This is a genomic window from Camelimonas fluminis (genome assembly GCF_014656355.1).
Classification (GTDB): domain Bacteria; phylum Pseudomonadota; class Alphaproteobacteria; order Rhizobiales; family Beijerinckiaceae; genus Camelimonas; species Camelimonas fluminis.
The window spans coordinates 117346-143557 of sequence record NZ_BNCG01000009.1; the positions used below are offsets into that span (position 1 = coordinate 117346).

The window sequence follows — 26212 nt, forward strand, 5'->3', positions numbered from 1 at the left end:
CGCCGACATTGCCGACGGAAGCGCTGGCGATCCCGCCCGGGTCGCCAGCCTGACGGCGCCCACCATCGCTGACTTCGAACGGATGGCCGACGACGCGTTCGCCGCCCTGCCGCAGGAGTTCCGCGACATGTGCGCCGGCGTGCTGATCCGCGTCATGGATTTTCCTGACGAGGACACCATGCGGACCATGGATTGTGAAACGCCGTTCGACCTGCTCGGACTGTTTCACGGTCTGGGGCTGGCCCAGGGCGGAGCGTTCCAGCACACCGGACAGTTTCCCAACCAGGTGTTTCTCTATCGCCGGCCCATCCTCGACTATTGGGCCGAACATGAGGAAACCCTCGGGGACATCGTCACGCACGTCCTCGTCCATGAGATCGGCCACCATTTCGGCCTCTCGGACGATGACATGGAAGCCATCGAGGCCGCCGCCGAGGCGACCTGATCGGCTCCGGTTTTATTTGACGCATTTTCTTCACGAAAAGTGGCGGCCACTTTTCTCGGAAATGCTTTCGGGCCGCGCTGGCGGCTGGAGAGACAACATGCAGAAGTTCACCACGCTGACGGGCGTCGCCGCCCCGCTGGAAATCATCAATGTCGACACCGACATGATCATTCCCAAGCAGTACCTGAAGACCATCAAGCGCACCGGCCTCGGCACCGGCCTGTTCTCGGAAATGCGCTACAACGAGGACGGCTCGGACAATCCGGACTTCGTGCTCAACAAGCCGGGCTACAAGGCGGCCACCATCCTCGTCGCCGGCGACAATTTCGGCTGCGGCTCCTCGCGCGAGCATGCCCCGTGGGCGCTGGTCGATTATGGCATCCGCTGCGTCATCTCGACGTCGTTCGCCGACATTTTCTACAACAACTGCTTCAACAACGGCCTGCTGCCGGCGATCGTCTCGCGCGAGGACCTGGACAAGCTGTTCGACGACGCCAATCGCGGCGCCAACGCCACCCTGACCATCGATCTGGAAGCCCAGGAAATCCGTGGGCCCGACGGCGGCGTGGTGAAGTTCGAGATCGACCCGCAGCGCAAGCACAAGCTGCTGAATGGCCTCGACGACATCGGCGAGACCGTGCACGCGCGCGGCCCGGCCATCGACGCCTATGAGCAGCGCATCGCCGGCAACCGCCCCTGGCTGTGAGGCGTTCGCGCCCCTGATACAAAAACGCCCCCGCAAGGGGGCGTTTTCATTTGGGGCCCCCGCAAGAGGCAGCGGTCGCAAGAGGCAGCGGCGGCCCGTTCGCCGGGGCAAACGCGTCAGACGTCGGGACCGCCCGCCATATCCGCCTCCAGAAAGGCGCGCACGTCGTCGCGCGGGACGTTCTTCGCGATGAAGCTCTGGCCAATGCCCCGCGCCAGAATGAAGGTCAGGGCGCCGCGCGACACCTTCTTGTCCTGGGCCATGGCCTCAAGGACCTCATCCACCGTCCCGACGCCGCCGGGGATCTGGGTGGGATGCACCGGCAGGCCGGCGGCCGCCAGATGGCGGGCGACACGGTCAGCGTCAGCCGGGGCGCAAAGGCCGAGCCGGGCGGAGAAGCGGAACGCCTGGGCCATGCCGATGGCGACGCCCTCGCCGTGAACCAGCCGGGCGGAATCGTATTGCGTCAGCCGCTCCAGGGCGTGGCCGAAGGTGTGGCCGAGGTTGAGCAGGGCGCGATCGCCGGTTTCGGTCTCGTCACGGGCGACCACAGCGGCCTTGGCGGCGCAACTGGTCGCGACAGCGTATTCGCGCGCCTCCGTCCCGCTGTAGACGGCGTTCCAGTTCTGCTCGCACCAGGCGAAGAACTCCGGCTGGTCGATCAGGCCGTATTTGGCCACCTCGGCGTAGCCGGCGCGAAACTCGCGCGCCGGCAGGCTGTCGAGCGCCGCCGTGTCGGCCAGCACCAGCGATGGCTGGTAAAACGCGCCGATCAGGTTCTTGCCGTGCGGCGAGTTGACGCCGGTCTTGCCGCCCACCGAGGAATCAACCTGGGCGAGCAACGAGGTGGGAACCTGGACGAAACGCACGCCGCGCCGCAGGATCGCCGCAGCGAAGCCGGTGAGATCGCCAATGACGCCGCCGCCCAAAGCGACGACGATGTCGCCGCGCTCGATCTTCGCCGCCAGCAGCGCTTCGCAGACCTGCTCGACATGACGCCAGCTCTTGGTGGCCTCGCCCGGCGGCAGCACGATGGCGTCCACCCGCAGGCCGGCCTGCGCCAGGCTGGCGCGGGCCCGTTCGCCCAACTCGCGATTGACGTTCTCATCGGTGACGATCGCCACATTGGCGCCAGGCGCCAGACGGGCGACGGCGTCGCCCAGACCGTCGAGCAGGCCGCGGCCAATGCGGATGTCATAGGAGCGTTCGGCCAGCGCCACGCGGATCACGCGCTCGCCGGTGCTGCTGCCAGCCGTTTTTGCCTGCGCCGCCGCTGCGGAGGCCGCCGTCGTCATGCCCGGTTGTCCTTCTCGATGGGCCGGATGCCCGGCAAATAGTCCAGCACCGCCGCGATCACGTCGTCGACGACGACCTCGTGCGGGCTTTCATGGGAATGCACGGTAAGGTCCGCCTCGGCGTAAACCGGATAGCGCTCATCCATCAGCCGGCGCATGGCCCCTTCCGGGTCGGGCGTCTGCAGCAGCGGCCGGTTGCCGCGCTTGCGCACCCGCTTCATCAACACGTCCAGATCAGCTTTCAGCCAGACGGAAATGCCCCGGGCGCGCACCAGCGCGCGGGTCGTGGTGTCCATGAAGGCGCCGCCGCCGGTGGCCAGCACATGGCCGCCCTCGGCCAGCAGCCGGGCGATCACGCGGCGCTCGCCATCGCGAAAATACGGCTCGCCGTGGGCGGCGAAGATCTCTGGAATGGTCTTGCCGGCGGCGCGCTCGATCTCGGCGTCCGCGTCCACGAACGGCAGGTCGAGCCGCGCGGCCAGCCGGCGGCCGACCGTGCTCTTGCCGCAGCCCATCAGGCCGACCAGAACCAGGGAGCGTCCGCGCAGGCCACGGCGCAGCCGCTCGTAATCGGCGGAGGCGTCCGGTCTGTCAGCGGAAGTCTGTTGCAACGTCATGGGCTGTCGATACCATGCCTTCACGAAACTGTCTTGCTGCGACTGCCCCCCGCGCGCCCGTGAAACCGGGAAAAATCTGGCGAAAATCGTGGGCGTTAACTGTTCCCTGCCAGACAGGTTGCAATATGATCCGGGCGCTCGCACGCGCCGGTTTGGGTTCGGGCGCTTTCCGGCCAGACGGAATCGTCTGGTCGACCAGAATGCGCGCAAAACAGGACAGTCTGGAGCAGCTTTCGATCCACATGGATCGGAAACCGCCCGAGGATCGCCGCCGGGGGCCGGATGCCGACGCTTTTTCGCCTACTGGCCATTCTCGCCGTCGCCGGCGCGGTGGCTGCAGCCGCCATGACGGCGCTCGCGACGCTGGTCACGCCGACGCCGCGCGAAATCACCACGACCATCCGGCTGCCGCCGGACAGCAAGGCCCCGACAGGAGCCGGCCATGCGCGCTGACGCCGCCGTTGATCTGTTTCTGGACATGCTGGCGTCCGAGCGCGGCGCCGCCGCCAACACGCTCGACGCCTATCGCCGCGATCTCGACGACTATACGGAATTTCTCGCTGGCGAGGGGCTGTCGCCGGTCGACGCCGACGCCAGCGCCGTGCGCCGCTGGATCGCCGACCTGCATGAACGCGGCCTGAAGGCCTCGTCGGCGGCCCGCCGGCTTTCCGCCGCCCGCCAGTTGCACAAGTTTCTCTATAGCGAGGGCGAACGGTCCGACGACCCCACCATCGCCATCGACGGGCCGAAGCTGGGCCGGCCGCTGCCGAAAATCATGTCCATCGCCGAGGTCGACCAGTTGCTGGCGACGGCGCGGGAGGGAGTCGAAGACACCGGGCGCCCCCGGCTGGCGCGGCTGCGCGCCGCCCGCATGAGCTGCCTGCTCGAACTGCTCTACGCCACCGGCATGCGCGTGTCCGAACTGGTGTCGCTGCCAGCCTCGGCCGCGAATACGCGCGAGCGGTTTCTGGTGGTGATGGGCAAGGGGCGCAAGGAGCGCCTGACGCCCCTCACCGACGCGGCCCGCCTGGCGATGCAACGCTGGCGGGACATTGCGCTGGAAGCCGCTCCCATGCCGCAGGCGACGCCGGACGCCGCGCGAGAAAAAACGGCCCCGAAGCGGGGGCGGCCCAAAAAGGCGCCGCCGCCGGCCCCGGCCAGTCCCTGGCTGTTCCCTTCCGACAGCGCCAGCGGCCATCTGACCCGCCAGGCCTTCGCCCGCGATCTGAAGGACATCGCGGCGGCGGCCGGCATCGCGCCGTCCAGGATCAGCCCGCACGTCCTGCGCCACGCCTTCGCCAGCCACCTCCTGCACAACGGGGCTGATCTGCGCATCGTGCAGGAGCTGCTCGGCCACGCTGACATCGCCACGACCCAGATTTACACGCATGTGCTGGACGAACGGCTGAAATCCGTGGTGCGCGACCTGCATCCGCTGGCCCGAAGCTGACCGGTGTCGACGCCAACATTACAAAATGCTCATTTGACACGTAAAACAGGCGTTTGACATGAAGGGGCCCGATATCAGGGCCAATATGACCGGTGAAATGGCCTGAACCGGACGGCTGACGTCGCCCATGACGGCTCCCGGTCAATCAGTGAGCGCGTCGCCGGACAACGCCCATGGGCCCGGCATTGCGCCCTGCGCCCTGGCAGCGCCAGACCCGGTCTCCCCGGAGCGCTGACCAGTCACATGAAGACGGGGCCTGCGCCCCGCAGCCCGGAAGGGACGGGAATCTGATGCGTTTGCGCCCTGTTGTCATCGCCCTGGCCATCGCCGCTGTCGCCGGTGGCGGCTGGTATTACGCGCGGCATCAGGGCGGAGCCGGAAAAGCCGACGGGAAAACCACGGAGAGTCGCGGACAGGCTGGCCGTCCTGGCGTCGCCGTCATCACCGCCGCCGCGACCTCTGAAACCTTTCCCGTGCGGCGCCGCGCCATCGGCGTCATCGAGACGCCCGCATCGGTTGTGGTGCGCTCGCGCATCGCCAGCCAGATCCTCGAACAGCACATCCGGGACGGACAGATGGTGAAGGCGGGCGATCCGCTGTTTACCCTGGACGACAAGGAAGCCCGCGCCGCGGTTGCCCGCGATGAGGCGGCCGTTGCCCGCGACACGGCTTTGCTGGCCCGGGCCAACGCGGACCAGGAGCGCGTCAAGCAACTGGCGGCGCGCAACACCGCCGCCCAGTCCCAGGTGGACCTAGCCGTCGCCAACGCCCGCAGCGCCGCCGCCGCGCTCGCCGGTTCGCAGGCGGCGCTCGCCGCCAGCAAGCTCCAGCTGAGTTACACCAAAATCGATGCGCCGATGGCCGGCCGCATCGGCGCCGTGCGCGTGCCGCCGGGCAATCTGGTGGGCGCCGGCGACCTCTCGGGCCTGGGGCTGGTGACCATCACCCAGATCCAGCCGGTGCGCGTCACCTTCACCCTGCCGGAACGTGACCTCGGGGCCCTGCGCGGAGCCATGCTCAGGCAGGCGCCCACGGTGCGGGTGATGTCGCCGAATTCCGGCGAAGAGCTGGCCAGCAGCATCGTTGATTTCGTCGACAACGCCGTCGACACCGGCTCCGGCACCATCGTCGCCCGCGCCACCTTCCCCAACGGCGACCTGCGGCTGTGGCCCGGCATGTTCGTCGACGTGGCCATGGACCTGGACCAGCGGCGGGACACCACCATCGTGCCGACGGTCGCGGTGCAGCAGGGCCAGGACTCGCCCTTCGTTTACGTAGTGGGCAAGGACGGCAAGGTCGACTCGCGACCGGTGAAGGTGTTCGCCGCACTGGAGGGGCGCACCGCCATCGCCAGCGGCGTCAGCCCTGGCGAGCATGTGATCATTGAGGGGCAACAGCGGGTCGGGCCTGGCGTGCGGGTTAACGAAACGCTCCGACCCCCCGACAAGAACGCGGAAAAGGAAGACATGGCCCGGACCGGAGCGCCGCGGGCCCGGCCTGAGAAGGGCAATCCCACCTGATCCTGAACCAGGCGGCGCCGGCGTAACGCCGACGCTCCGCTCCAGGGTCCAGGTTTGATGATGATTTTTCAGACGGCGCGACCGGTCTCGTCCGACCGCAACGCGCCCGGCTAGCGCATTTTCGCGAAACGCGGGCTCCGCCTTTCCCGACGAAATGCGTCCGATCCAAGCAACAGAGCGCTTCCGGCCAACCGGATTTCACTGAAGGCGCTCTGGCACACACGGCGGCGGCCGGCGTCAGGAGCAAGGCGACGTGAATATTTCCGAGTTCTGCATTCGCCGGCCCGTCGCCACCATCCTGATGTGCGCGGCCCTGCTTGTCGGCGGCCTGTTCGCTTACCGGCAACTGCCGGTGGCGGCGCTGCCGCGCACGGATTTTCCGGTGATTTCCGTCTCCGCCACCTTGCCCGGCGCCTCGCCGGACACCATGGCGAATTCCGTAGCGACGCCACTGATCAAGCAGTTCGCCACCATCGCCGGCATCGATCAGATCACCACCACCAATTCGCTTGGCTCCACCACGATCAATATCCAGTTCGACCTGAACCGGAACATCGACGCGGCCGCTGCCGACGTTCAGGCGGCGTTGACCGCCGCCCAGCGGCGTTTGCCGGTGGAAATGACCACCCTGCCCAGCTTCCGCAAGGTCAATCCGGCCGATGCGCCGGTGTTGCTGCTGGCGCTGACCAGTTCGACGCTGCCGCTGCCGGAACTGGATGGCTTCGCCCAGCAGGTGATTTCCCCGGCAGTCTCGACGGTGAACGGCGTCGCCCAGTTGCTGGTGTTCGGCTCGCAGAAATTCGCCGTGCGGGTGCAGGTGGACGCCAACGCCCTCGCCGCGCGCGGCATCGGCCTCGACCAGTTGCAGCAGGCCATCGCCGCCGCCAACTCCTCCACGCCGGTCGGCACCATCGACAACGACCGGCAGAGCATTACCATCCAGACCAACACGCAGATGATGCGGGCCGCCCAGTTCCGCGACATCATCGTGTCCTACGCCAACGGCCGGCCGGTGCGGCTGCGCGACGTCGCCAACGTCATCGACTCGGTGGAGAACAACAAGACCGCCAGCACCTATGACGGCGTGCGCTCGATCGTGCTCGCCGTCTACCGCCAGCCCGACGCCAACACGGTGGAGGTGGTGGACCGGGTGAAGGCGATGTTGCCGGCCTTCCAGGCGCAATTGCCCCCGGCGGCGCAGCTGTACACGCTGATCGACCGCTCCACCTCGATCCGCGAGGCGGTGGCCGACGTCCAGTTCACGCTCTACCTGATCATTGTTCTGGTGGTGCTGGTGATCCTGCTGTTCCTGCGCCGCATCTACGCCACCTTCATTCCCAGCCTCGCCGTGCCGATCTCGCTGATCGGCACCTATGGGGCGATGTATCTGTTCGGCTTCTCCATCAACAACATCTCGCTGCTGGCGCTGACCCTGGCGGTGGGCCTCGTCGTCGACGACGCCATCGTGATGGTGGAGAACATCTACCGGCACATGGAGGAATACGGCAAATCCGCCTGGGAGGCGGCGCTCGACGGCTCGCGGGAGATCGGCTTCACCATCGTCTCGATGACCCTGTCGCTGATCGCGGTGTTCATTCCGGTGCTGCTGATGGGCGGCGTGGTCGGGCGGGTGTTCAACGAATTCGCCATCGTGGTGTCGTGCGCCCTGCTCGTCTCGGCCTTCGTGTCGCTGACGCTGACGCCGATGCTGTGCGCCCGCATCCTGCCGCCGCCGCTGACCCATGACGAGGCGCGCGCCGGCGTCGCCGGCCTGCTGGAGCGCGGCTTCGACGCGCTGCTGTCGGCCTATGACCGCACGCTTCAGGCGGCGTTGCGGGCCAAACCGCTCACCTTCATGGTGTTCGTCATCACGGTGGCGGCCACCGTCTGGATGTTCATCACCATTCCCAAGGGGTTCTTCCCGACCGAGGACATCAGCCAGCTCAACTTCAACACCGAGGCGCGTCAGGACATTTCATTGCAGGAGATGGCGAACCTGCAACGCCAGGTGGAGAACGTGTTCCGCAATTCGCCGCACGTCTCCCATGTGGCCTCGGTGATCGGCGCCTCCGGCGGCACCCTCAACCAGGGGCGCGGCTTCATTGAACTGAAGCCCAAGACCGAGCGCGGCCATCTCGACAAGGTCCTGACCGACCTGCGCCGCGAACTGGTGAAAATCCCGGGCATCACCACCTTCATCACGCCAACGCAGAACCTGCGTTTCGGCGCGACGCGCTCGCGCAGCCAGTACCAGTTCGTCATGCAGGGCCTGAACCAGGACGAATTGTACGGCTGGGCGACGAAAATGGGCGACGCGCTGCGCCGCGATCCGCTGTTCCTCGACATCGCTTCCGACCTGCAGATCAACGCCTTGCAATCGTCCCTGACCGTGGACCGCGACAAGGCGCTGGCGCTCGGCGTCGACGCCGACCGACTGCGCTCCACCCTGTACGGCGGCTTCGGCGCCCGGCAGATCTCGACGATCTACAGCACCGGCGACAGCTACCAGGTGATCCTGCAATTCGATCCCGGCATGCAGTGGAGCGACGAGTTGCTCGACACGGTGCGGGTGCGTTCGGCCAGCGGCAAGCTGGTTCCCGTCGGGGCCTTCGCCCGCATCGACCGCACCGTCGGCACCCTGTCGGTGAACCAGCTTGGCCAGCTTCCCGCCGTCACCCTGTCGTTCAACCTGCCGGCCGGCGTGTCGCTGGGCGACGCCACCAAACGCATCGACGCCATCAAGCAGACAATGAACCTGCCGACGACCATTTCGACCACCTGGTCTGGCGACGCCAGCATCTTCCAGGCGGCGCTGGGCAATCAGGGCCTGCTGCTGCTGGCCGCGGTGCTGACCATCTATATCGTGCTGGGCATGCTCTACGAGAGCTTCATCCACCCGTTCACGATTCTCACCGGCCTGCCTTCGGCGGCGGTGGGGGCGCTGATCTCGCTCCAGATCTTCGGCATGGATCTCAGCGTCATCGCCATCATCGGCATCCTGATGCTGATTGGCATCGTCAAGAAAAACGCCATTATGATGATCGACGTGGCGTTGCAGCTGCAGCGCGGCGGCGAGACGCCCGAAAAGGCCATTTACCGGGCCTGCCTGATGCGTTTCCGGCCGATCATGATGACGACGCTCGCGGCGCTGATCGGCACGCTGCCAATCGCCATCGGCCATGGGCCAAGCGCCGAGCTGCGCCAGCCGCTGGGCGTCGCCGTGGTCGGCGGCCTGCTGCTGTCGCAGTTGCTGACCCTGTACATCACCCCCGTGCTGTACATTTACATGGAGGGCCTGTCCCAGGGGGTCAACGCCGGCTTCGCCCGCCTGCGGCGCAAGAAACCTCCGGCGGCGCACACGCCGGCGGAATAGCGCGATCACGCAAATTCCGCCATTGTTGCGCGCCAGAGAGGTTTTTTGGGATGACTTTGCGTTCCGGCCTGACGCCAGAATTCACTGGGCCTGACCCGGTGGATTCTGGCGAAGCCCGGGCGGCGCCTACGCTTTGCGGGTCGCGGATGCGTCAGCATCTTCGCGGTCTGGCGTGACGGCCCGCTTTTGCAAGTTGCGCCTGGCAAGTTGCACCTGGATCACCGCGGCAAGTTCGCCGCGATGATCCAGGCGGAGCGGCCTGGACGCGGTGCTGGAAAACGCTCTGGTTCATCAGACGGGAGCAGGCATGGCAGGCGCAGTAGCGGACCGGTTTCAGGGCGGCGGACGGGCAAGGCGTCCACTACGGTTGATCGCGCTGACATGGCTGGCGCTGTTCGCAGCCGCGCTGTCGGGCCAGCTGGCGCTGGGACAGACCAGTCCGGCCCAGCCGCAATCCACACAGCAAAATCCCGGCCCGCAACAACCAGCGCCTGCGAAACCCGCCGCCGGGGCGCCGACGCCCGCTCCGCCCTCCCCCGCCACCGTCGATGAAGCGGCCCGCATCTCGGCGGAGGCCCGCGCCAAACTGCTGGCGTCGGCGCGCGGGGTGTTCGACCAGCAAAAAGTCCGCCTGGCGGAGATCGAAACCTCGCTGTCGCGGCGCAACCACACCAACGCCCAGCTTGATGAGTTGCGCATCCAACTGGCCGAAGCCACGGCCGCCCTGCAGGACGCGCTGGGGCCGCTGGCCCAGCGGGCCAACGCCGCCAAGGCCCTGGTCGACCAGCTTGGCCCCAAGCCGGACGAGAAGAAGGACGGGCCGGAAACAGCGGAAGCCGCCGCCGAGCGCGAAAGCCGGCAGCGCAACTACACCGAAATCGCCGACATGGCGCGCATCGGCAATGCCTTGCTGCTGCAGGCCAGCCAGTTGTCCGAAACGGTGGCGGGCGAGCGGCGCAGCCGGTTCACCCACGCCCTGTTCGACCATTCATGGAGCATTTTCAGCCCACAGCTGTGGACGTATGTCGCCGCCTCCGCCGCTTCCAACCTCAAAGCCCTGGGCGCCATCGGCGCGGACTGGCTGACAGCCCTGAACGCCCGCATCGCCGACAAGCGCATGCTGCCCTTTGGCCTGTCGCTGGTGGCTGTGGGGCTGGTGTGGCTGGCCCGGCGCTTCCTGCTGCGGCGGCTGCATGTGCGCATCGTCAGTTACAATGCGCCCGGCCAGTTGCGCCGCGCCGTTTCGGGCCTGGTCATTACCGTCAGCGACACCGCCGCCGTCGCGCTTGGCTGCTGGTTTGTCTACCTCGGCCTGGACGGCAGCAATCTGGCGCCTGCCAGCGTCGAGCCGCTGATCAGGTCCGTGCTTGAGGCGATCGTCGTCGTCACCTTCATGCGGGCGCTGATCGTCGCCCTGCTGGCGCCGGACGCGCCGCAATGGCGTATTCTCGATATCCCTGACCAGACAGCCGGGCCAATCGCCACGACGCTCACAACCATTTCGGGCCTGGCGGTCACAGGCTGGGCGCTGGGGGAGATTCTGGAGATTATCGGCGGCGACCGGGCCACCGCCACGGCGCTCGACGCCGTGGTCAACGCCAGCGTCGCCCTGCTGTTCGTGCGCATGCTGCGCCGGATGCGCGATGACGCCGACTGCGATGCGCAAAGCCTTGGCCCTTATGTGCCGACCGACGGCGCCACCTCCGGCCTGTGGCGGCTCGGCGCCTGGACCATCGGATCGCTGACGCTCGCCGCAACGGCGACGGGCTTCATTCCGCTGGCCAGCTTTCTCATCAACCAGACCCTGTGGACGCTGACCCTGCTCGCGGTGCTCAAGCTGCTGCTGGTGATCATTGATGAGGGTCTTGGCCAGGCGTTCGGCGACAACAGCCGGATGTCGCTGGCGATGCAGACCACCGTTGGCGTGCGCAAACGCTCGCTGCAGCAACTGGGCGTGGTGCTTGCCGGCGTGTTGCGCATCACCCTGATCGCGCTCACCGTGCTGCTGGCCCTGGCGCCATTCGGCATCCAGTCAACCGACTTCATTGGCTCGGTCCGCAACGTGTTTTTCGGGCTGCACGTGGCCGGCTTCAACATCTCGCCGGTCAGCATCCTGTCGGGCCTGGCGCTGCTGGTCGTCGGCGTCATCGTCACCCGCGCCTTCCAGGGCTGGTTGCAACAGAAATTCCTGCCGGCGACCAATCTCGATTCAGGCCTGCGCAACTCGATCACCACCGCCGCCGGCTATCTGGGCGTGTTCATCGCGGTGGCGGCGACGCTGGCCAATTTCGGCCTGAGCCTCGACCGCATCGCCATCGTCGCCGGCGCGCTGTCGGTCGGCATTGGTTTCGGCCTGCAATCGATCGTCAACAATTTCGTCTCCGGTCTGATCCTGCTGTGGGACCGGTCGATCAGCGTCGGCGACTGGATCGTCGTGGGGGCCGAACAGGGCTATGTGAAGCGCATCAGCGTCCGGGCCACGGAAATCCAGACATTCGAGCGCGCCTCCATCATCGTGCCCAACTCCACCCTGGTCTCGGGCACGGTGAAGAACTGGCTGCGCAATAACCGCACCGGGCGCATCGCCATCACTGTCAGCGTCGGCTACCAGCAGGATCCGCAAGTGGTGGCCGATCTGCTGCTGAAATGCGCCAACGCCCATCCGGACGTGCTGCGTGAACCGAAACCATCGGTGCTGTTCAGCAATTTCACCGCCACGAGCCAGGACTTCGACCTGCGCTGTTTCAGCGACGTCGAGGCGATGTCGCGTATCCGCAGTGACCTGAACTACCGGATTTTCTCCGCGCTGACCGAAGCGCGGATTTATGTGGCTCCGGGGCCGGCGCGCAGCGAGGTGCAACTGCTGCTGCCCGAAGATCTGCAGCAGGTCATCGGCGGGCGGGCGGCGGCGGGCGGCCCGGCCAGAGCCCCAGCTCCGGCGCCTGAGGCAACGGACTCTTGACGATTGCGGAGGCAGGGTGCGTCGCGCGCTGATCGCGGATAAGCCCGCCCACGCGCACCATTATTGACGGGACGCATTTTCCTGACACAAGCGGTCGCTTTTCCTGGAAAGTGCTCCGAACCTGGAGCCGGCCCCTTGCCTCCTGCCTTTCTGTCCCCCGCCGCTTTGCGCTCCGGAATCCTCGCGGCTCCGGCGCTGACCGTCGCCGCCCTGCTGGCCGGTTGCGCCAGCCAGCCGCAGGCGCCGTCCGCGCGCCAGCCGGCCTTCTACGCCAACCTTGCCGAAACGGGCGCGCGTCTTGATGTGGCTGACGCCGCGCAGACCATCAATCTCTACCGCCAGCGCCACGGCCTCGCGCCTCTCGGCGTCGATCCCGACCTGACGGCCCTGGCCAACAGCGAAGCCGGCGCCATGGCCGGTCGCGACGCCCCGGCCTCCGCCGACGCCCTGCGCCGCTCGCTCGCCAGCCGCGGCGTCAGCGCGCCGATGGTCAACATGTCGGCCGGCTATCGCACCATGGCGGAAGCGTTTTCCGGCTGGCGCGACTCGCCGGCCCACAACGCCGCCATGCTGAACCCACGCGCCACCCGCATGGGTGTGGCCGCCGCCAGCGCCAGGCCCAACTCGAAATACCGGGTGTACTGGACGCTGATCACCGCGGGGCCCTGAACCGTCCCGGCCGGGCCGGCGCCTGCGCGCCTGACCGCAGGCCCCAGGGAAAAATCCGTTCACGCTGAACCGGATTTCACCGCACGGGCGCTAGCGAAAAACGGCCTCCACGTCGCTGGCGACGCTCGTATCGCGCGGCGGCGTGGCGTACCAGACGATCAGCCCAATGACGCCAACTGGCGCGAACAGCGACAGCAATTGCAGCCAGCCGCTGCGGTTAAGATCGTGAAGGCGTCGCGCCGACAGGGCGAGGCCTGGGAGCAGGACCGCCAGGCTCCAGAGCATCTCCAGAACCCCCGACCGATCGATGACGCCAAGGATCACCGAGACACCGACCAGCATGAGAACCGGCCACCAGAATTCCGAGCGACTGGCCCGGCCCGAGAAGGTGGCGTAATTCCGGAAAAAACTGGCGATTGCCGCCGGGAAATCCTGCGGCCGTCCAGGCGCGGCGCCAAAGCGGTTTGGCCCTGGGGGCGCCTTGCGGAGAAGGAACGCCAGCGGGAGCGCCACGACAAGAAGCACCACGATCCAGTGCCAGATTGAAACTCCGCCCAAGACAACCTCCCATGCCCCCAAAAGCCGGCTGGACGCGCAACGGCCCCATCAGGGTCGCGTCGCGCAGCGGGTCCTGCCGCGCTCGCCGGTCCCCACGACAGGCGCAGGCGCCGTTACAGGCGATCTGGCGGCTGGGCTCCGCCCGCCCTGCCTGGCTCATCCGGCGTGCGAGCGGTGATCGCCAGGGCGTGGATGCGGTCCGGCGTCAGTTGGTCAGCCAGTTCCGCGTTGACCAGGCGATGGCGCTCCAGCCGGGACTTGCCTGCGAAGACTGCCGATACAATGTATACGGAGTAATGGGTTTCCCCCTCCGGTCGCGCCCCGGCATGGCCGGCGTGACGGTGGGAGTCGTCAACGACGTCCAGCTCCATCGGCGAGAACGCCGCCTGAAGACGGTCGCGGATCAGGTCTGCGCGCTTCATGGTTTGCTCCTTTGGGCGAGCCGTCAAGACGGGCTGCGGGAACAGTCTGGTACGGCGTGAGCGCCATTTTGGCCACCGTTTTCCACCGGCGCCGGACTGGCGCCGCCCTTTTCAGAAGCCCGGCCCGCCAGCGTTTTCGCCTGCTGTTTTCAGATGGGGACTGGGGCGGCGGTTTGCAGGGGCGTTGGCATGGGCATTTTCCCGGCGTGCGCAAGCCGTCGGCGTCTGGTATGATGCCGGCCCGCCAGACCTCCCGGTTCTCACCGGGACGGCGGGCGGGATTTGCCTGGCAATATTGGCGGCGGGGCGCCGCGCCGGAAACATTGATCCCGGCGCAACCGGCGACGGCACGGATTGGCCGCCCTGTCGCCATGGTTTTCCATGCGCCGTCGGCGGGGCGTCGCGACGCCTGGCTAAAGCGTTTTCCCGCGGAGCGGACGTTTCGCGGGAAAAATATGGCGTTCATTCAAAAAGACGGAATGAACCGATCTCAAACCCCGGCGACAACGACCCATCGGGGTTTCGACAGGCTCAGGCCGCGTTTCCTGTGCGGAAATGCGTTTCGCTGCCTTGAGCCGCGCAATGGCGGACGCACCAGCGTCCTCGCAATACGGCCTGACCCGCGGCGCGCCGTGGATTGCGCCACCATGACCATTCTGACGCCGGCGGCCTCGGCCCCAGCGCGCCAGGCGGAGCCATGACCCAGGGCGAAACGCCATCCGGCCGGGCTGGACGTCGCCCTGCCTTTTTGTTTGGACGCACGCGTCAGGAACGGACAGCCTTCCGCTCCCGACCATGCCTTGAATTGCAAGACGCACGGACAGATGGATCTCAATTCACCCCTGTTTGACCGCATTCGCGCCAGTCGCAAGAAGGAAGAAGAGCCGCAGCCGAAAACCCCGGCGTGCGACCATCCCGGCTGCCGTGAACCTGGCGTGCACCGCGCGCCCAAGGGACGCCAGCGGGAAGGGCAGTACTGGTGTTTCTGCCTTGAGCATGTGCGCGCCTACAACCAGTCGTACAATTATTTCAATGGCATGGACGACGCCTCGGTCGCCAGCCACCAGAAGGCGGACCAGGTGGGGCATCGCCCGACCTGGAAAATGGGCGTCAAGGGTTCGGCCGGCATGCGCTCGAAGATCGACGCCAGCGGACGGGTCGCCGACCCTTTCAACCTGTTCCGCAGCGCGGCGGCCCAGCGCAATCCCGCCGCCGCGCCGCGCGTCGGCCTCGCCGCCCGCAAGGCGCTGGAGACGCTCGGTCTCGACGAAAGCGCCGACGCAGCCGCCATCAAGACGCGCTACAAGCTGCTGGTGAAACGTTTTCACCCCGACGCCAATGGCGGCGACCGCAGCTTCGAGGCGCGCTTCCAGGAAATCATCAAGGCGCACGGCGTACTGCGCGCCCAGGGCCTCTGCTGAGTCCCCGCGAGCAAACAGATGCACTGAAGGAGACGGACGCCCCGGGGGCGCGACGCCGCGGATTGACCGCCCGCGCCGGGGAATTTCAGCCTCCAGCCCGCCCGCCCTGTCGCGCCGGCGCCGAATCCCGACAAAAACGCCGCTCCGGCGCCCCTGTCATGAGCCCGGAACATTGCCCCCCGGGCAAACGGGTTCTAGAACTGTGGGTGTCGCCTGTCCGTTGGCGGCGCGCCCACAGGAGCAGCGCCGGACCGGGCCAGCCCAGCGGGCAGGTCCCGGCGTTGGCATCCAGATGGCGGATCCGTCTCCGGTCCTGACCGGATGGGTCGCCATGTCATGCGGCGGCGTTCAGCCGCCATATGACCGGATCTCGCTCCAGGGCCTGGCGACATGCGTTTGAGCTTTGAGATCCAGCCCGTCCGGGCGCCTTTTCAAAAGCCAAATTCGCACGCCGCTGGAAGTATCATGTGGGTGGTCTTTTGATTCCCGCGTCTGCGTCGCCACCCGGCCAGGCAAAACGCTGGAACCAAAGGACCACCAGGCCGGCTGCTGATCGAGGAATTACATGCAAGCCCCAAGCGCGTCATCCGGCGTTCCGGATGTGAAAGTCTCCGTCCGCAAGCTGTTCGGCATCGATTCCGACATGGAGGTTCCCGCCTTCTCAGCGCGCGACGAGCATGTGCCGGAAATCGATCCCGATTACCTGTTCGACCGCGAGACCACGCTCGCGATTCTCGCGGGGTTCGCCTTCAACCGCCGCGTGATGATCACCGGCTATCACGGCACCGGCAAATCCACCCACATCGAGCAGGTGGCCGCGCGCCTCAACTGGCCATGCGTGCGCGTCAACCTCGACAGCCACGTCTCGCGCGTCGATCTCGTCGGCAAGGACGCCATCGTCCTTCAGGACGGCAAGCAGATCACCGAGTTCCGCGACGGCATCCTGCCGTGGGCGCTGCAGAACAACGTCGCCCTGGTGTTCGACGAATATGACGCCGGCCGCGCCGACGTGATGTTCGTGATCCAGCGCGTGCTGGAAGTGTCCGGCAAGCTGACGTTGCTCGACCAGAATCGCGTCATCCATCCGCACCCGTCGTTCCGCCTGTTCGCCACGGCCAACACCGTCGGCCTCGGCGACACTTCTGGCCTGTATCACGGCACCCAGCAGATCAACCAGGGCCAGATGGACCGCTGGTCCATCGTGGTGACGCTGAACTACCTGCCGCACGAGCGCGAAGTGGACATCGTTCTCTCCAAGGCGCCGCACTATCGCGACGGCGCCACGGGCCGCGACACGGTCGACCGCATGGTCCGGCTGGCCGCTCTGACCCGCAACGCCTTCATGAACGGCGACCTCTCCACGGTCATGAGCCCGCGCACGGTCATCACCTGGGCCGAGAACGCCCGCATCTTCGGCGACGTTGGCATGGCTTTCCGCCTGACCTTCCTCAACAAGTGCGACGAGCTGGAGCGCACGCTGGTGGCGGAGTTCTATCAGCGCTGCTTCGGCAAGGAGCTGCCGGAAAGCGCCGCCAATCTGGCGCTGGCCTGACGTCGGCAAGCACCGGCGCCGGCTGGCGTCGTCCTGCCGCTGCATGACCCGCCGCCTCACCTGGATGAGCCGGCGCGTCATCGACATTCGCGGGCGGAGCGCTTCCCCCCGGAACGCTTCGCGAATACCGGATCTGGCGACGACCCGGATTGGTTGCTGGCCAACATGGATCGCAGGCCGCTCCACGTTGTCCTGTTTTGAGTGAATTCTGGTCGACCAGACATTTCCGCCTGGTCGCAGAGCGCTCCAGACGCCTTTCACACGGGCCGGACCGCCCGGCGCGGCAGGCCCCGGAGCAGACATCCGCCGGATTGGGCCGGAGGTTTGCTCCATCATTTTGATGTGACGCGTTTCCTGACGCGAGGTGGCGTCCACTTCGCAGGAAAAGCGCCCAGGCAGGATACAGGCGATCGTGACGATCCCGAACACCCGACCAGCGGGCGCGAAACCCGCCCCCACCGAACCGCTGAAGCGGGCTGTCGGCGACTGCATGCGGGCCATGGCCGGGAGCAGCGCGCTTGAGGTGACCTTCGGCGCCGACAAGCCGAGCCTGGTCGTCGACCGCGCCCGCATTCCCGAGCCGCCGCGCAAGATGTCGGCGGCGGACGTCGCGGTCATGCGCGGCCACGCCGATTCGATGGCCCTGCGCGTTGCCTGTCACGACGATGCGGTGCACCGCAAATTCGCGCCGGAAAGCCCCCAGGCGCGCGCCGTCTATGACGCCGTGGAGCAGGCCCGCGTCGACGCCATCGGCAGCCGCCGCCTGACCGGTTCGGCCAGCAATATCGCCGCCATGCTGGAAGACCGCTATTCCCGCGCCAACCTCCAGCACGTCGCCGACCGGGCCGACGCGCCGCTGGCCGACGCGCTGGCGATGCTGGCGCGCGAGCGCATGACCGGCCTGCCCCCGCCGCCCGCCATTCGCCGGGTGGTGGACCTGTGGCGTGAAGGGGTCGAGCACAAGGCGGCCGCCAGCCTTGACGCCCTGCTCGATTCGCTCACCGACCAGAAGAAGTTCGCCCGCACGGTGCGCGAACTGCTCTCCAGCCTCGACATCGCCGACGAACTCGACGCCGACGAGAGCGAGGACGACGACGACAGCCAGCAAGACGCTCCCGAATCCGGCGCCGACCAGGAGCAGGGCGACGGCGACCAGCAGGACACGGGCGAGCGCGGCGACGCGGAACTGTCCGAAGATGTCTCCGAGGAGATGCAGGAAGGCGCCATGGAGGCGGACGACGCCCCCCCTGGCGAACTGCCCGACGAATCCGATCTCGGTGATTCCGAAAGCTCCGGCGAGACGCCGCGACCGCCCCAGACCAAACCCGGCGACAACCGCGCCACCGACTACAAGGCTTACGCACCGCGTTTCGACGAAGTGGTCAGCGCCGAGGAGCTGTGCGACGCCGAGGAGCTGGCGCGGCTGCGCGGCTATCTGGACAAGCAGCTGGCCAATCTGCAGGGCGTGGTGGCCCGTCTGGCCAACCGCCTGCAACGCAAGCTGCAGGCGCAGCAGAACCGCGCCTGGGAGTTTGACCTTGAGGAAGGCATGCTCGACCCGGCGCGGCTACCGCGGATCATTATCGATCCGTTCCAGGCGCTGTCGTTCAGGCAGGAGAAGGACACCAACTTCCGCGATACGGTGGTGACGCTGCTGATCGACAATTCCGGCTCGATGCGCGGACGGCCGATCACCGTGGCGGCGACCTGCGCCGACGTTCTGGCCCGCACCCTGGAGCGTTGCGGCGTCAAGGCCGAGATCCTGGGCTTCACCACCCGCGCCTGGAAGGGGGGGCAGTCGCGCGAGCTGTGGCTGCAATCCGGCAAGCCGGCCAATCCGGGCCGCCTCAACGATCTGCGCCACATCGTCTACAAGGCCGCCGACGCGCCATGGCGGCGGGCGCGCAAGAATCTGGGCCTGATGATGCGCGAAGGCCTGTTGAAGGAGAACATCGACGGCGAGGCGCTGGACTGGGCTCACAAGCGGCTGCTGGGCCGGCCCGAGCAACGCAAGATCCTGATGGTGATTTCCGATGGCGCGCCAGTCGACGATTCCACCCTGTCGGTGAACCCGGGCAACTATCTGGAGCGCCACCTGCGCCAGATCATCGCCGAGATCGAGCAGCGCTCGCCAGTGGAGCTGATCGCCATCGGCATCGGTCACGACGTCACCCGCTACTACCGGCGCGCCGTCACCATCGTCGACGCCGAGGAACTGGGCGGCGCCATGACCGACAAACTGGCCGAACTGTTCGATGAAACGCCAGCGCCCCGCGCTGGCCGGGCCGAACGGACAGCCCGCGGCCGGTAAGGTTTAGTGCTGGGCAGATTGGCTGACGGAGAATGGGTGGCGCGGTCAGCCCGCGCCATTTGTTTTGGGCGCAGGGCGAGGTTCGGGCCGCTCACAGGGGATCGCGCGGCTGCCGGGCGGCATGGAGAGAGCGGCGCGGCGTGGATGCGCGCCAAGGGTCCGGGATGACGGCGGCAGTTTTGGGCGCGGCGAAGAATAAATGGCGCACGCTGACCGCGCCATCTTCGTCGATCATGCGGACCCATGTCCGCGAACATCAGCGGAATGCCAGCACAATCTGAAAACTGAAGGCAAACCTGGAAACCGGTGAACACCCGTCTCTCACATGGCGGAACGCCAGCGCGACGTGGCCTCCGAGGCGGCGCAGAGCCCGCGCGCCGCCATGCGGACAACAAAAAAGGCGGCCTGGGCCGCCTTTTCATCGGGCTAGTCTGGCTCCGTCAGCCGGAGCCTCGCCCTTCTGTTCACGCACGCCCTGACGTCTTGCGTCGGGTCATGCGACCGGCGCGCCTTAGCTGGCGGCGGCGGCCTTCTTCTCGATCTCGCGCTTCAGCGCGAGCGCGCCCTGCGACAGATCGGAAGCCGAAGCCTTGGCGAGGAAGCCGTCCAGGCCGCCACGGTGCTCGACCGTGCGGAGGGCGGCGGCGCTGACGCGGAAGCGAACAGCGCGCTCAAGGGCCTCCGACTGGAGGGTCACATTGCACAGGTTCGGAAGGAACCGGCGCTTGGTCTTACGATTGGAGTGGCTCACGAGATGGCCGGTCAGAACGGCCTTCCCAGTCAGCTCGCAACGGCGGGCCATGATCGTTGTCCTGCTCAACGGCGAAGCGGCGCGGTCCCCAAATGGCGGACAGCTTGCTTGACCGACAATTCCATGAAGTGCCGGAGCTATAATGGCGCGTGGCGGCAGCGTCAAGCCATTGTCCCCGTGCACGAGGACAAATGTCCCCGCCGGGCGGGGCAACCGGGGGACGCAAGGCGATCCAGCCGCGCTTGCCGCCTCCTTGGCCGCCTTCGGGATCCCGGCGCCGCAAAAAACGTCACGCCAGTTTCACCATACAGAAACCGGAATCATGCCATATGGCCGCCCACCATCTGACATCTGGCGCGCGTCCCCCCGGGACGACGCATGCGGAGGACCTGCTGTGGCCGCGAAACTGTCGAGCGATCTGCGATCTGGAGCCCTTGTTTATCACAGCCATCCGAAGCCGGGAAAGCTGGAGATCAAGGCGACGAAGCCGCTCGGCAACCAGCGCGATCTTGCCCTGGCCTATTCGCCGGGCGTCGCCGCCGCTTGCGAGGCCATCGCCGCTGACCCTGCGGAAGCCGCCCGCCTCACCATCCGTCAGAATCTCGTGGCGGTGCTCTCCAACGGCACCGCCGTGCTCGGCCTCGGCGACATCGGGCCACTGGCCGCCAAGCCGGTGATGGAGGGCAAGGCGGTCCTGTTCAAGAAATTCGCCGGCATCGACGTTTTCGACATCGAGGTGGCGGAGCATGACCCCCAGCGGCTGATCAATGTGGTGGCGGCGCTGGAGCCGACATTCGGCGGCGTCAACCTTGAGGACATCAAGGCGCCGGAGTGCTTCGAGATCGAGGAGCAACTGCGTGAGCGCATGTCGATCCCGGTGTTCCACGACGACCAGCACGGCACCGCCATCATCGTCGCGGCGGCGGTGACCAATGGTCTGGCGCTGGCCGGAAAGGACATCGCCAACGTCAAGATCGTCGCCTCGGGCGCCGGCGCGGCCGCCCTCGCCTGCCTGAACCTGCTGGTGTCGCTCGGCGCGAAGCGGGAGAACATCTGGGTCACGGACCTCGAAGGCGTGGTCTACGAAGGCCGTCCCGTGCTGATGGACCGCTGGAAGGCGATTTTCGCCCAGAACACCGACAAGCGCACCCTGGCTGACGTGATTCCCGGCGCCGACATTTTCCTCGGCGTCTCCGCCGGCGGCGTGCTCAAACCGGAGTTGCTCGCCGCCATGGCGCCGCGCCCGCTGATCATGGCGCTGGCCAATCCGTACCCCGAGATCATGCCGGATGAGGCGGAAAAGGCCCGCCCGGACGCGATGATCTGCACGGGACGCTCCGACTTTCCCAACCAGGTCAACAACGTCCTGTGTTTCCCCTTCATTTTCCGCGGCGCGCTGGACGTCGCGGCCACCACCATCAATGAGGAAATGAAGCTGGCGGCGGCGCACGCCATCGCCGCCCTGGCGCGTGAGGCGCCCTCCGACATGGTGGCGACGTCGGGCGGCGGGGCGCAGCCGTTTGGTCCGCGCTCGCTGATTCCCAACCCGTTCGATCCGCGCCTGATCCTGCGCATCGCCCCGGCGGTGGCCAAAGCGGCGATGGACACCGGCGTCGCCACCCGGCCGCTGGCCGACGTCAAGGCCTATGCCGACAGCCTGACGCGCTTCGTGTTCCGCTCCGGCTTCGTCATGAAGCCGCTGATCAGCCGCGCCAGGGAAAATCCCATGCGCGTCATCTATGCGGAAGGCGAGGATGAGCGCGTGTTGCGCGCCGTTCAGGCGATCGTGGAAGACGGGCTGGCCCACCCCATCCTCGTCGGCCGTCCGGCGGTGGTTGAATCGCGCATCAAGCGGTTCGGCCTGACCATCCGTCAGGGCGTCGATTTCGACCTCACCAATCCGGAGGATGATCCGCGCTACCGGGACTATGTCGCCGCCTATCTCGATGTGGCCGGCCGCAAGGGCATCACGCCCGACGCCGCCCGCACCCTGGTGCGCACCAACAACACGGTGATCGCGGCGATCGCGGTGCGGCGCGGCGACGCCGACGCCATGATCTGCGGCCTGGAGGGGCGCTTCCAGTCGCGGCTGCGGCACATTGGCGACATCATCGGCCTCGCGCCCGGCATCAAGGAAATGTCGGCGCTGTCCCTTGTCATCACCAGCAAGGGGCCATTCTTCATCGCCGACACCCATGTGCGCCAGGACCCGAACGCCGAAGAACTCGCCGACATGGCCATCGCCTGCGCCAGCCATGTGGCCCGCTTTGGCATGGAGCCGCAGATGGCGATGCTGTCGCATTCGGATTTCGGCTCGTCCGATTCGCCCTCCGCCCGGAAAATGCGCGCCGCGCTCGAACTGGTGCGCGAACGGGCGCCGGATCTTGTCATCGACGGTGAAATGGCCGCCGACACGGCGCTTTCCGAAATGGTGCGCGACAAGGTTTACCCCAACGCCCGCATCAAGGGCGCGGCGAACGTCCTGATCATGCCCAACCTGGACGCCGCCAACATCGCCTTCCAGATGACGCGGGCGGTGGCGGACGCCCTGCCGGTCGGCCCCATCCTGATCGGTCCGGCGCAACCGGCGCACATCGTCACCCCCTCGGTCACGGCGCGCGGCATCGTCAACATCACGGCCATCGCCGTGGTCGAGGCTCAGGAGCACGCCAGGAACAGGCTGGCCAGCGCCGCGACTTGAAAGCAGGCCGGCCTGACGGCAGTGTCAGACCACCACAATGAACCGGAGGGGGCGTCATGAGCCTGTCGGGATTGCAGACGTCCGCGCCGGCGCGGACGTGCGGCCCCTGCACCCTGTGCTGCAAGGTGATGGGCATCGTCGCGCTCGACAAGCCGCGTGGCCGCTGGTGCCCGCACTGCAAGCCGGGCAAGGGCTGCGACGCCTATGAGGCGCGCCCGGACGAGTGCCGGACGTTCTCCTGCCTGTGGCTGGGCGAGGGATTTCTGGGGGAGGAATGGCGGCCGGACCGCAGCAAGCTGGTGCTGTACACGGAGCACGGCGGCGCCCGGCTGGTCGTGCAGACCGATCCCGGAGCCGCTGGCGTCTGGCGGCGCGAACCATGGTTCAGCCAGATCCGGACATGGGCCGCGGCGGCGACGGCCAGCCGCCGCCAGGTGCTGGTGGTGACCGGCGACAACACCACCATCGTGCTGCCGGATCGTGAGGAAAACCTCGGCCGCCTGCATGATGGCGACCAGGTGATCGTTCACGAGCGCCAGGCCAACGGCGCGTCGACGTGGGACGTGGAAGTCGTCCGGGCCTGAGAAGTCCCGGGACAGTCCGTCATCCACCAGGAGCATTTCGGGAAAAGCGGCTTCCACCTGTCTCGCATAAAATGGCGTTCGATCAGGGAAACAGGGCGAACCAGCGAACTGGATTTCGCCGGAACGCCCTCGCCAGATTACAGCTGGCGGGCTTCGTCCGGCAGCATGATCGGGATGCCGTCGCGGATCGGATAGGCCAGACGCGCCTGGCGGCTGATCAGTTCCTGGCGCTCCGCGTCATATTCCAGCGTCGCCTTGGTCAGCGGGCACACCAGCAATTCGAGCAGGCGCGGGTCGAGCCGGGTGACGCCCGGCGTGGGATTGTCCTGGTTTTGGGCGTCGCTCTGGCCGGTCATGGGTTACTTCCAGTTGATAGACATCGGGACGTTGTCTCCAGAGCATTTCCGGTGAAACCAGTTCACCCAAAATGCTCCATCTCTTCAGGGCAATTCCCGATCTACACGGATCGCGGATGGCTCCAGTTGCCCTCGTTTTTTGAGCGAATTCTGATCGACCGGATGGTTCCGTCCCGTCGGAAAACGCTCCAATTTCACGCATTTTCTTCGCGAAAAGTGGGCTCCGCTTTTCTCAGGAATGCTCCGGCGCCAGCCTATTGCAGCGACGGGTCTGATCCGGCGCCGCCGCGCGCCAGCTCAATCTCGGTGATGGCCACCAGCATCTCGGCGCGGGTTTTCAGGTCCGGCGCCTCCAGCAGCGCCTGCTTTTCACGCATGCCGTAAGGGCTCATCATCGACAGGGCGTTGACAAGCGCCTCGTTGGAAGCGCTGCGCACGCCGCGCCAGTCGATGCGCAGGCCGCGCGCCTTCACGAAAGCCTCAAGCGCGGCGATGACGGCGTCGCGATTGACGTCGTCCTCACCAGCGCGCGCGCAAAAATCATTGCCAAACGGGTGATAGTCGACCCGCGCCTGGCGATAGGGCGTCGTCACCACCAGCTCTTCCGTCAGGCGGAAACGCGCCACGCCGGTCAGGGTGATGAGATAGCGCCCGTCGCCAGTCTCGGCAAAGTGGGTGACCCGGCCGATGCACCCGGTTGCGTACAGCTCCGGCGCCGGCGACGGATCCTCGTCTTTGAGCGGCTGGATGATGCCAATGACCCGGCGGCCAGCCAGAGCGTCATCGACCATGGCCAGATAGCGCGGCTCAAAAATATTCAGGGGCATCTCGCCGCGCGGCAGCAGCAATGCTTCCGGCAGCGGAAACAGCGGAATCGTCAGCGGGCAGTCCTGCGGACCGCGATAGACAGCATTCATAACCACGGCGTCATGCCTCTTCCTGAGCTTCTGCCTGCGCTTTTGCTGTGGCTCAGGCAAACATCAGCGACGACAGGCGGCGCCGGCCTGTCAGGGTCGCGGGGTCCTTGGGACCCCATGCCTCGAAAAACTGCACGAGCTGCTTGCGGGCGGCTTCGTCGTTCCAGCCCCTGTCCTTGCGGAAGATCGTCAGCAGCTCCTCAACGGCAGCCTTGCGGTCCCCCCTGGCGTTATGCGCCAGCGCCAGATCGAAGCGGGCTTCGTGATCATCCGGATTGGCGGCGAGGCGCGCCTCCAGCTCCGCGGCCGGACCAAGATCGCCGGCCTGCTCCGCCAGCTCCAGCGCCGAACGGGCCGAGGCAATGGCGGGATGATTGAGCTTGTCGGCGGGGGCGAGCGCAAGGAAGCTGCGGGCGCCTTCCAGGTCGTCCAGCTTCACATGCAGCTTGACCAGCGCGGCGATGGCGTCGGCATTGTCCGGCTCCTGCTGCAGCACGGCGGCGTAGAGCTCGGCGGCTCCCTGGGCGTCGCCTGCGGCGTCAAGCGCCGCCGCCTCTTCGAGCAACGCGTCAATCGCCGTCGGCCCCAGCGGCCCGACCAGCCGCTCGATAAAGGAACGGATCTGCCCTTCCGGCACCGCGCCCATGAATCCGTCCACCGGCTGACCGCGCTTGAAGGCGATCACGGCCGGAATCGACTGGATGCCCATCTGGCCCGCGACTTCCGGGTGGTCGTCGATATTCATCTTGACCAGCGACACCTTGCCGCCAGACGACGCCACCACCTTCTCCAGCACCGGCGCAAGCTGTTTGCATGGCCCGCACCACGGCGCCCAGAAGTCTACCAGAACCGGCGCATTCATCGAGGCGCGGATCACGTCGTCGGCGAAGCTCGCGGTGGTTACGTCCTTGACGGAGGTTGCAGCGGAAACAGCGGTCTGGTCGGTCATCGGCAACTCGGTCATGGGTGGCGGGGTCCCTGGCAACAGCGTCCTGAGCGCAATGGGGCGGTGTGTTTCGCTCACCACGCGCTGACGACATTTCTGCCCGTCAAAATGGGGCCTCGCCAGCCAGAAAACAATTCCGGCGGCGCAATTCGGGACAGACAATTGCGGACGGCCGCCGTGGCGAACCGCATGGACCGTGGCGCCGCCGATCCCGGAAAGCCGCCAGGCGCAACCGCCGCAGCCGCAGACCACGCGCAGAAGCCGGCTTTCTTGCACGCCTCCCCAGGCATGCCTGAGCGCGCTTGCCTGCACGCCGCCTGTCGACGATCTGCCCGCCGTCCTGTTGTCCACATCCCTGACAGAGTGTCTCAGCTTTTTCACAGGGTGCGCCACATCCCCCCTTGCGTCCGTCCGCGTTCCAGGGCACATAGCGCCCATCGGCGGCGGCGACGTTGCTGATGGAAGCGGGTGTAGCTCAGGGGTAGAGCACAACCTTGCCAAGGTTGGGGTCGAGGGTTCGAATCCCTTCGCCCGCTCCAGAAATGGCCAGCAGACAAGCCGCCGCGAGGCGGCTTTTTTGCGTTTGGGCCACAGCCTCCCCATGGCGCTTCCCACACGGCCCTTTCCACGTGGGCCCTTCCTCCACGGCCTTCCCA

22 protein-coding genes and 1 tRNA gene are annotated in these 26212 nt (G+C 66.9%); 14 read left to right on the top strand and 9 right to left on the bottom strand.

Annotated elements, in window-relative coordinates:
- Positions 1–82: 82 nt before the first annotated feature.
- Together IE243_RS11870 and leuD are read left to right on the top strand one after the other, a co-directional pair.
- Positions 83–445, top strand: coding sequence for a metallopeptidase family protein (locus tag IE243_RS11870; RefSeq protein ID WP_191319649.1), 363 nt, complete (start codon positions 83–85; stop codon positions 443–445).
- A 97-nt stretch (positions 446–542) separates the two neighbouring features.
- Positions 543–1151, top strand: coding sequence for a 3-isopropylmalate dehydratase small subunit (gene leuD, locus IE243_RS11875; protein WP_191319594.1), 609 nt, complete (start codon positions 543–545; stop codon positions 1149–1151).
- Positions 1152–1267: 116 nt separating this feature from the next.
- Here leuD and aroB read toward each other — a convergent pair whose 3' ends face one another.
- Entirely contained in the window at positions 1268–2446 is a 1179-nt protein-coding gene (gene aroB / locus IE243_RS11880; protein ID WP_191319595.1) for a 3-dehydroquinate synthase, read from the bottom strand.
- On the bottom strand, positions 2443–3063 hold the full coding sequence (locus tag IE243_RS11885) for a shikimate kinase (RefSeq protein ID WP_191319596.1): 621 nt from the start codon (positions 3061–3063) through the stop codon (positions 2443–2445). Before IE243_RS11885 ends, aroB begins: the two co-directional genes overlap by 4 nt.
- 282 nt (positions 3064–3345) lie before the next feature.
- Here IE243_RS11885 and IE243_RS11890 point away from each other — a divergent pair, with 282 nt between their 5' ends.
- From IE243_RS11890 to IE243_RS11915, 6 genes are all read left to right on the top strand, one after another.
- The gene (locus IE243_RS11890; RefSeq protein ID WP_191319597.1) at positions 3346–3516 is read left to right on the top strand and encodes a histidine kinase; all 171 of its coding nucleotides are present in this window, start codon (positions 3346–3348) and stop codon (positions 3514–3516) included.
- On the top strand, positions 3506–4513 hold the full coding sequence (locus IE243_RS11895; protein WP_191319598.1) for a site-specific tyrosine recombinase XerD: 1008 nt from the start codon (positions 3506–3508) through the stop codon (positions 4511–4513). The genes IE243_RS11890 and IE243_RS11895 overlap by 11 nt, the downstream gene beginning before the upstream one ends.
- 290 nt (positions 4514–4803) lie before the next feature.
- Positions 4804–6033: an efflux RND transporter periplasmic adaptor subunit gene (locus IE243_RS11900; protein WP_191319599.1), complete on the top strand. Its 1230-nt coding sequence runs from the start codon at positions 4804–4806 to the stop codon at positions 6031–6033.
- A gap of 253 nt (positions 6034–6286) precedes the next feature.
- Positions 6287–9406 (top strand): efflux RND transporter permease subunit, encoded by a 3120-nt coding sequence (locus IE243_RS11905; protein WP_191319600.1) that lies wholly within the window; start codon positions 6287–6289, stop codon positions 9404–9406.
- A 307-nt stretch (positions 9407–9713) separates the two neighbouring features.
- Entirely contained in the window at positions 9714–12368 is a 2655-nt protein-coding gene (locus tag IE243_RS11910; protein ID WP_191319601.1) for a DUF3772 domain-containing protein, read from the top strand.
- Between the two features lie 135 nt (positions 12369–12503).
- The gene (locus IE243_RS11915) at positions 12504–13037 is read left to right on the top strand and encodes a CAP domain-containing protein (protein WP_244643096.1); all 534 of its coding nucleotides are present in this window, start codon (positions 12504–12506) and stop codon (positions 13035–13037) included.
- A gap of 90 nt (positions 13038–13127) precedes the next feature.
- Here the strand turns inward: IE243_RS11915 and IE243_RS11920 are convergent, their stop codons facing one another.
- Positions 13128–13595, bottom strand: a complete 468-nt coding sequence (locus IE243_RS11920) for a DUF805 domain-containing protein (protein WP_191319602.1) — start codon at positions 13593–13595, stop codon at positions 13128–13130.
- A 113-nt stretch (positions 13596–13708) separates the two neighbouring features.
- Positions 13709–14017 (bottom strand): BolA family protein, encoded by a 309-nt coding sequence (locus IE243_RS11925; RefSeq protein ID WP_191319603.1) that lies wholly within the window; start codon positions 14015–14017, stop codon positions 13709–13711.
- Positions 14018–14841: 824 nt separating this feature from the next.
- On the opposite strand from IE243_RS11925, the gene IE243_RS11930 reads away from it, so the two are divergent.
- The 3 genes from IE243_RS11930 (at position 14842) to cobT (ending at position 19301) form a co-directional block, all read left to right on the top strand.
- Positions 14842–15438 carry a J domain-containing protein gene (locus IE243_RS11930; protein WP_191319604.1) on the top strand — a complete coding sequence of 199 codons (597 nt, stop codon included), beginning with the start codon at positions 14842–14844 and terminating at the stop codon, positions 15436–15438.
- A 565-nt stretch (positions 15439–16003) separates the two neighbouring features.
- Positions 16004–16990: a cobaltochelatase subunit CobS gene (gene cobS, locus IE243_RS11935; RefSeq protein ID WP_191319605.1), complete on the top strand. Its 987-nt coding sequence runs from the start codon at positions 16004–16006 to the stop codon at positions 16988–16990.
- Between the two features lie 412 nt (positions 16991–17402).
- Entirely contained in the window at positions 17403–19301 is a 1899-nt protein-coding gene (cobT, locus tag IE243_RS11940) for a cobaltochelatase subunit CobT (RefSeq protein WP_191319606.1), read from the top strand.
- Between the two features lie 91 nt (positions 19302–19392).
- Here the strand turns inward: cobT and IE243_RS11945 are convergent, their stop codons facing one another.
- A complete protein-coding gene (locus IE243_RS11945) occupies positions 19393–19536 on the bottom strand; it encodes a hypothetical protein (protein ID WP_191319607.1) in 144 nt (47 codons plus the stop codon).
- Between the two features lie 276 nt (positions 19537–19812).
- The gene (gene rpmB, locus IE243_RS11950; RefSeq protein WP_191319608.1) at positions 19813–20103 is read right to left on the bottom strand and encodes a 50S ribosomal protein L28; all 291 of its coding nucleotides are present in this window, start codon (positions 20101–20103) and stop codon (positions 19813–19815) included.
- Positions 20104–20446: 343 nt separating this feature from the next.
- Here rpmB and IE243_RS11955 point away from each other — a divergent pair, with 343 nt between their 5' ends.
- Positions 20447–22753 carry an NADP-dependent malic enzyme gene (locus IE243_RS11955; RefSeq protein ID WP_280514593.1) on the top strand — a complete coding sequence of 769 codons (2307 nt, stop codon included), beginning with the start codon at positions 20447–20449 and terminating at the stop codon, positions 22751–22753.
- A 56-nt stretch (positions 22754–22809) separates the two neighbouring features.
- On the top strand, positions 22810–23337 hold the full coding sequence (locus tag IE243_RS11960; RefSeq protein ID WP_191319609.1) for a hypothetical protein: 528 nt from the start codon (positions 22810–22812) through the stop codon (positions 23335–23337).
- Positions 23338–23474: 137 nt separating this feature from the next.
- Here IE243_RS11960 and IE243_RS11965 read toward each other — a convergent pair whose 3' ends face one another.
- From IE243_RS11965 to trxA, 3 genes are all read right to left on the bottom strand, one after another.
- On the bottom strand, positions 23475–23693 hold the full coding sequence (locus IE243_RS11965) for a Trm112 family protein (protein ID WP_191319610.1): 219 nt from the start codon (positions 23691–23693) through the stop codon (positions 23475–23477).
- Between the two features lie 254 nt (positions 23694–23947).
- A complete protein-coding gene (locus IE243_RS11970) occupies positions 23948–24616 on the bottom strand; it encodes an LON peptidase substrate-binding domain-containing protein (protein ID WP_191319611.1) in 669 nt (222 codons plus the stop codon).
- A 46-nt stretch (positions 24617–24662) separates the two neighbouring features.
- Positions 24663–25574, bottom strand: coding sequence for a thioredoxin (trxA, locus tag IE243_RS11975; protein ID WP_244643098.1), 912 nt, complete (start codon positions 25572–25574; stop codon positions 24663–24665).
- Positions 25575–26020: 446 nt separating this feature from the next.
- Here trxA and IE243_RS11980 point away from each other — a divergent pair.
- Positions 26021–26095 (top strand) — tRNA-Gly (locus IE243_RS11980).
- Positions 26096–26212 lie beyond the last annotated feature (117 nt).

Bases quoted from the DNA above. Each gene is read 5' to 3' on its own strand.
- IE243_RS11895 (WP_191319598.1), top strand. From the start codon at position 3,506: ATGCGCGCTGACGCCGCCGTTGATCTGTTTCTGGACATGCTGGCGTCC.
- IE243_RS11925 (WP_191319603.1), bottom strand. From the start codon at position 14,017: ATGAAGCGCGCAGACCTGATCCGCGACCGTCTTCAGGCGGCGTTCTCG.
- IE243_RS11870 (WP_191319649.1), top strand. From the start codon at position 83: ATGGCCGACGACGCGTTCGCCGCCCTGCCGCAGGAGTTCCGCGACATG.
- cobS (WP_191319605.1), top strand. From the start codon at position 16,004: ATGCAAGCCCCAAGCGCGTCATCCGGCGTTCCGGATGTGAAAGTCTCC.
- IE243_RS11890 (WP_191319597.1), top strand. From the start codon at position 3,346: ATGCCGACGCTTTTTCGCCTACTGGCCATTCTCGCCGTCGCCGGCGCG.
- aroB (WP_191319595.1), bottom strand. From the start codon at position 2,446: ATGACGACGGCGGCCTCCGCAGCGGCGGCGCAGGCAAAAACGGCTGGC.
- IE243_RS11885 (WP_191319596.1), bottom strand. From the start codon at position 3,063: ATGACGTTGCAACAGACTTCCGCTGACAGACCGGACGCCTCCGCCGAT.
- rpmB (WP_191319608.1), bottom strand. From the start codon at position 20,103: ATGGCCCGCCGTTGCGAGCTGACTGGGAAGGCCGTTCTGACCGGCCAT.
- IE243_RS11930 (WP_191319604.1), top strand. From the start codon at position 14,842: ATGGATCTCAATTCACCCCTGTTTGACCGCATTCGCGCCAGTCGCAAG.
- IE243_RS11900 (WP_191319599.1), top strand. From the start codon at position 4,804: ATGCGTTTGCGCCCTGTTGTCATCGCCCTGGCCATCGCCGCTGTCGCC.
- IE243_RS11910 (WP_191319601.1), top strand. From the start codon at position 9,714: ATGGCAGGCGCAGTAGCGGACCGGTTTCAGGGCGGCGGACGGGCAAGG.
- IE243_RS11960 (WP_191319609.1), top strand. From the start codon at position 22,810: ATGAGCCTGTCGGGATTGCAGACGTCCGCGCCGGCGCGGACGTGCGGC.
- trxA (WP_244643098.1), bottom strand. From the start codon at position 25,574: ATGACCGAGTTGCCGATGACCGACCAGACCGCTGTTTCCGCTGCAACC.
- leuD (WP_191319594.1), top strand. From the start codon at position 543: ATGCAGAAGTTCACCACGCTGACGGGCGTCGCCGCCCCGCTGGAAATC.
- IE243_RS11965 (WP_191319610.1), bottom strand. From the start codon at position 23,693: ATGACCGGCCAGAGCGACGCCCAAAACCAGGACAATCCCACGCCGGGC.
- IE243_RS11945 (WP_191319607.1), bottom strand. From the start codon at position 19,536: ATGATCGACGAAGATGGCGCGGTCAGCGTGCGCCATTTATTCTTCGCC.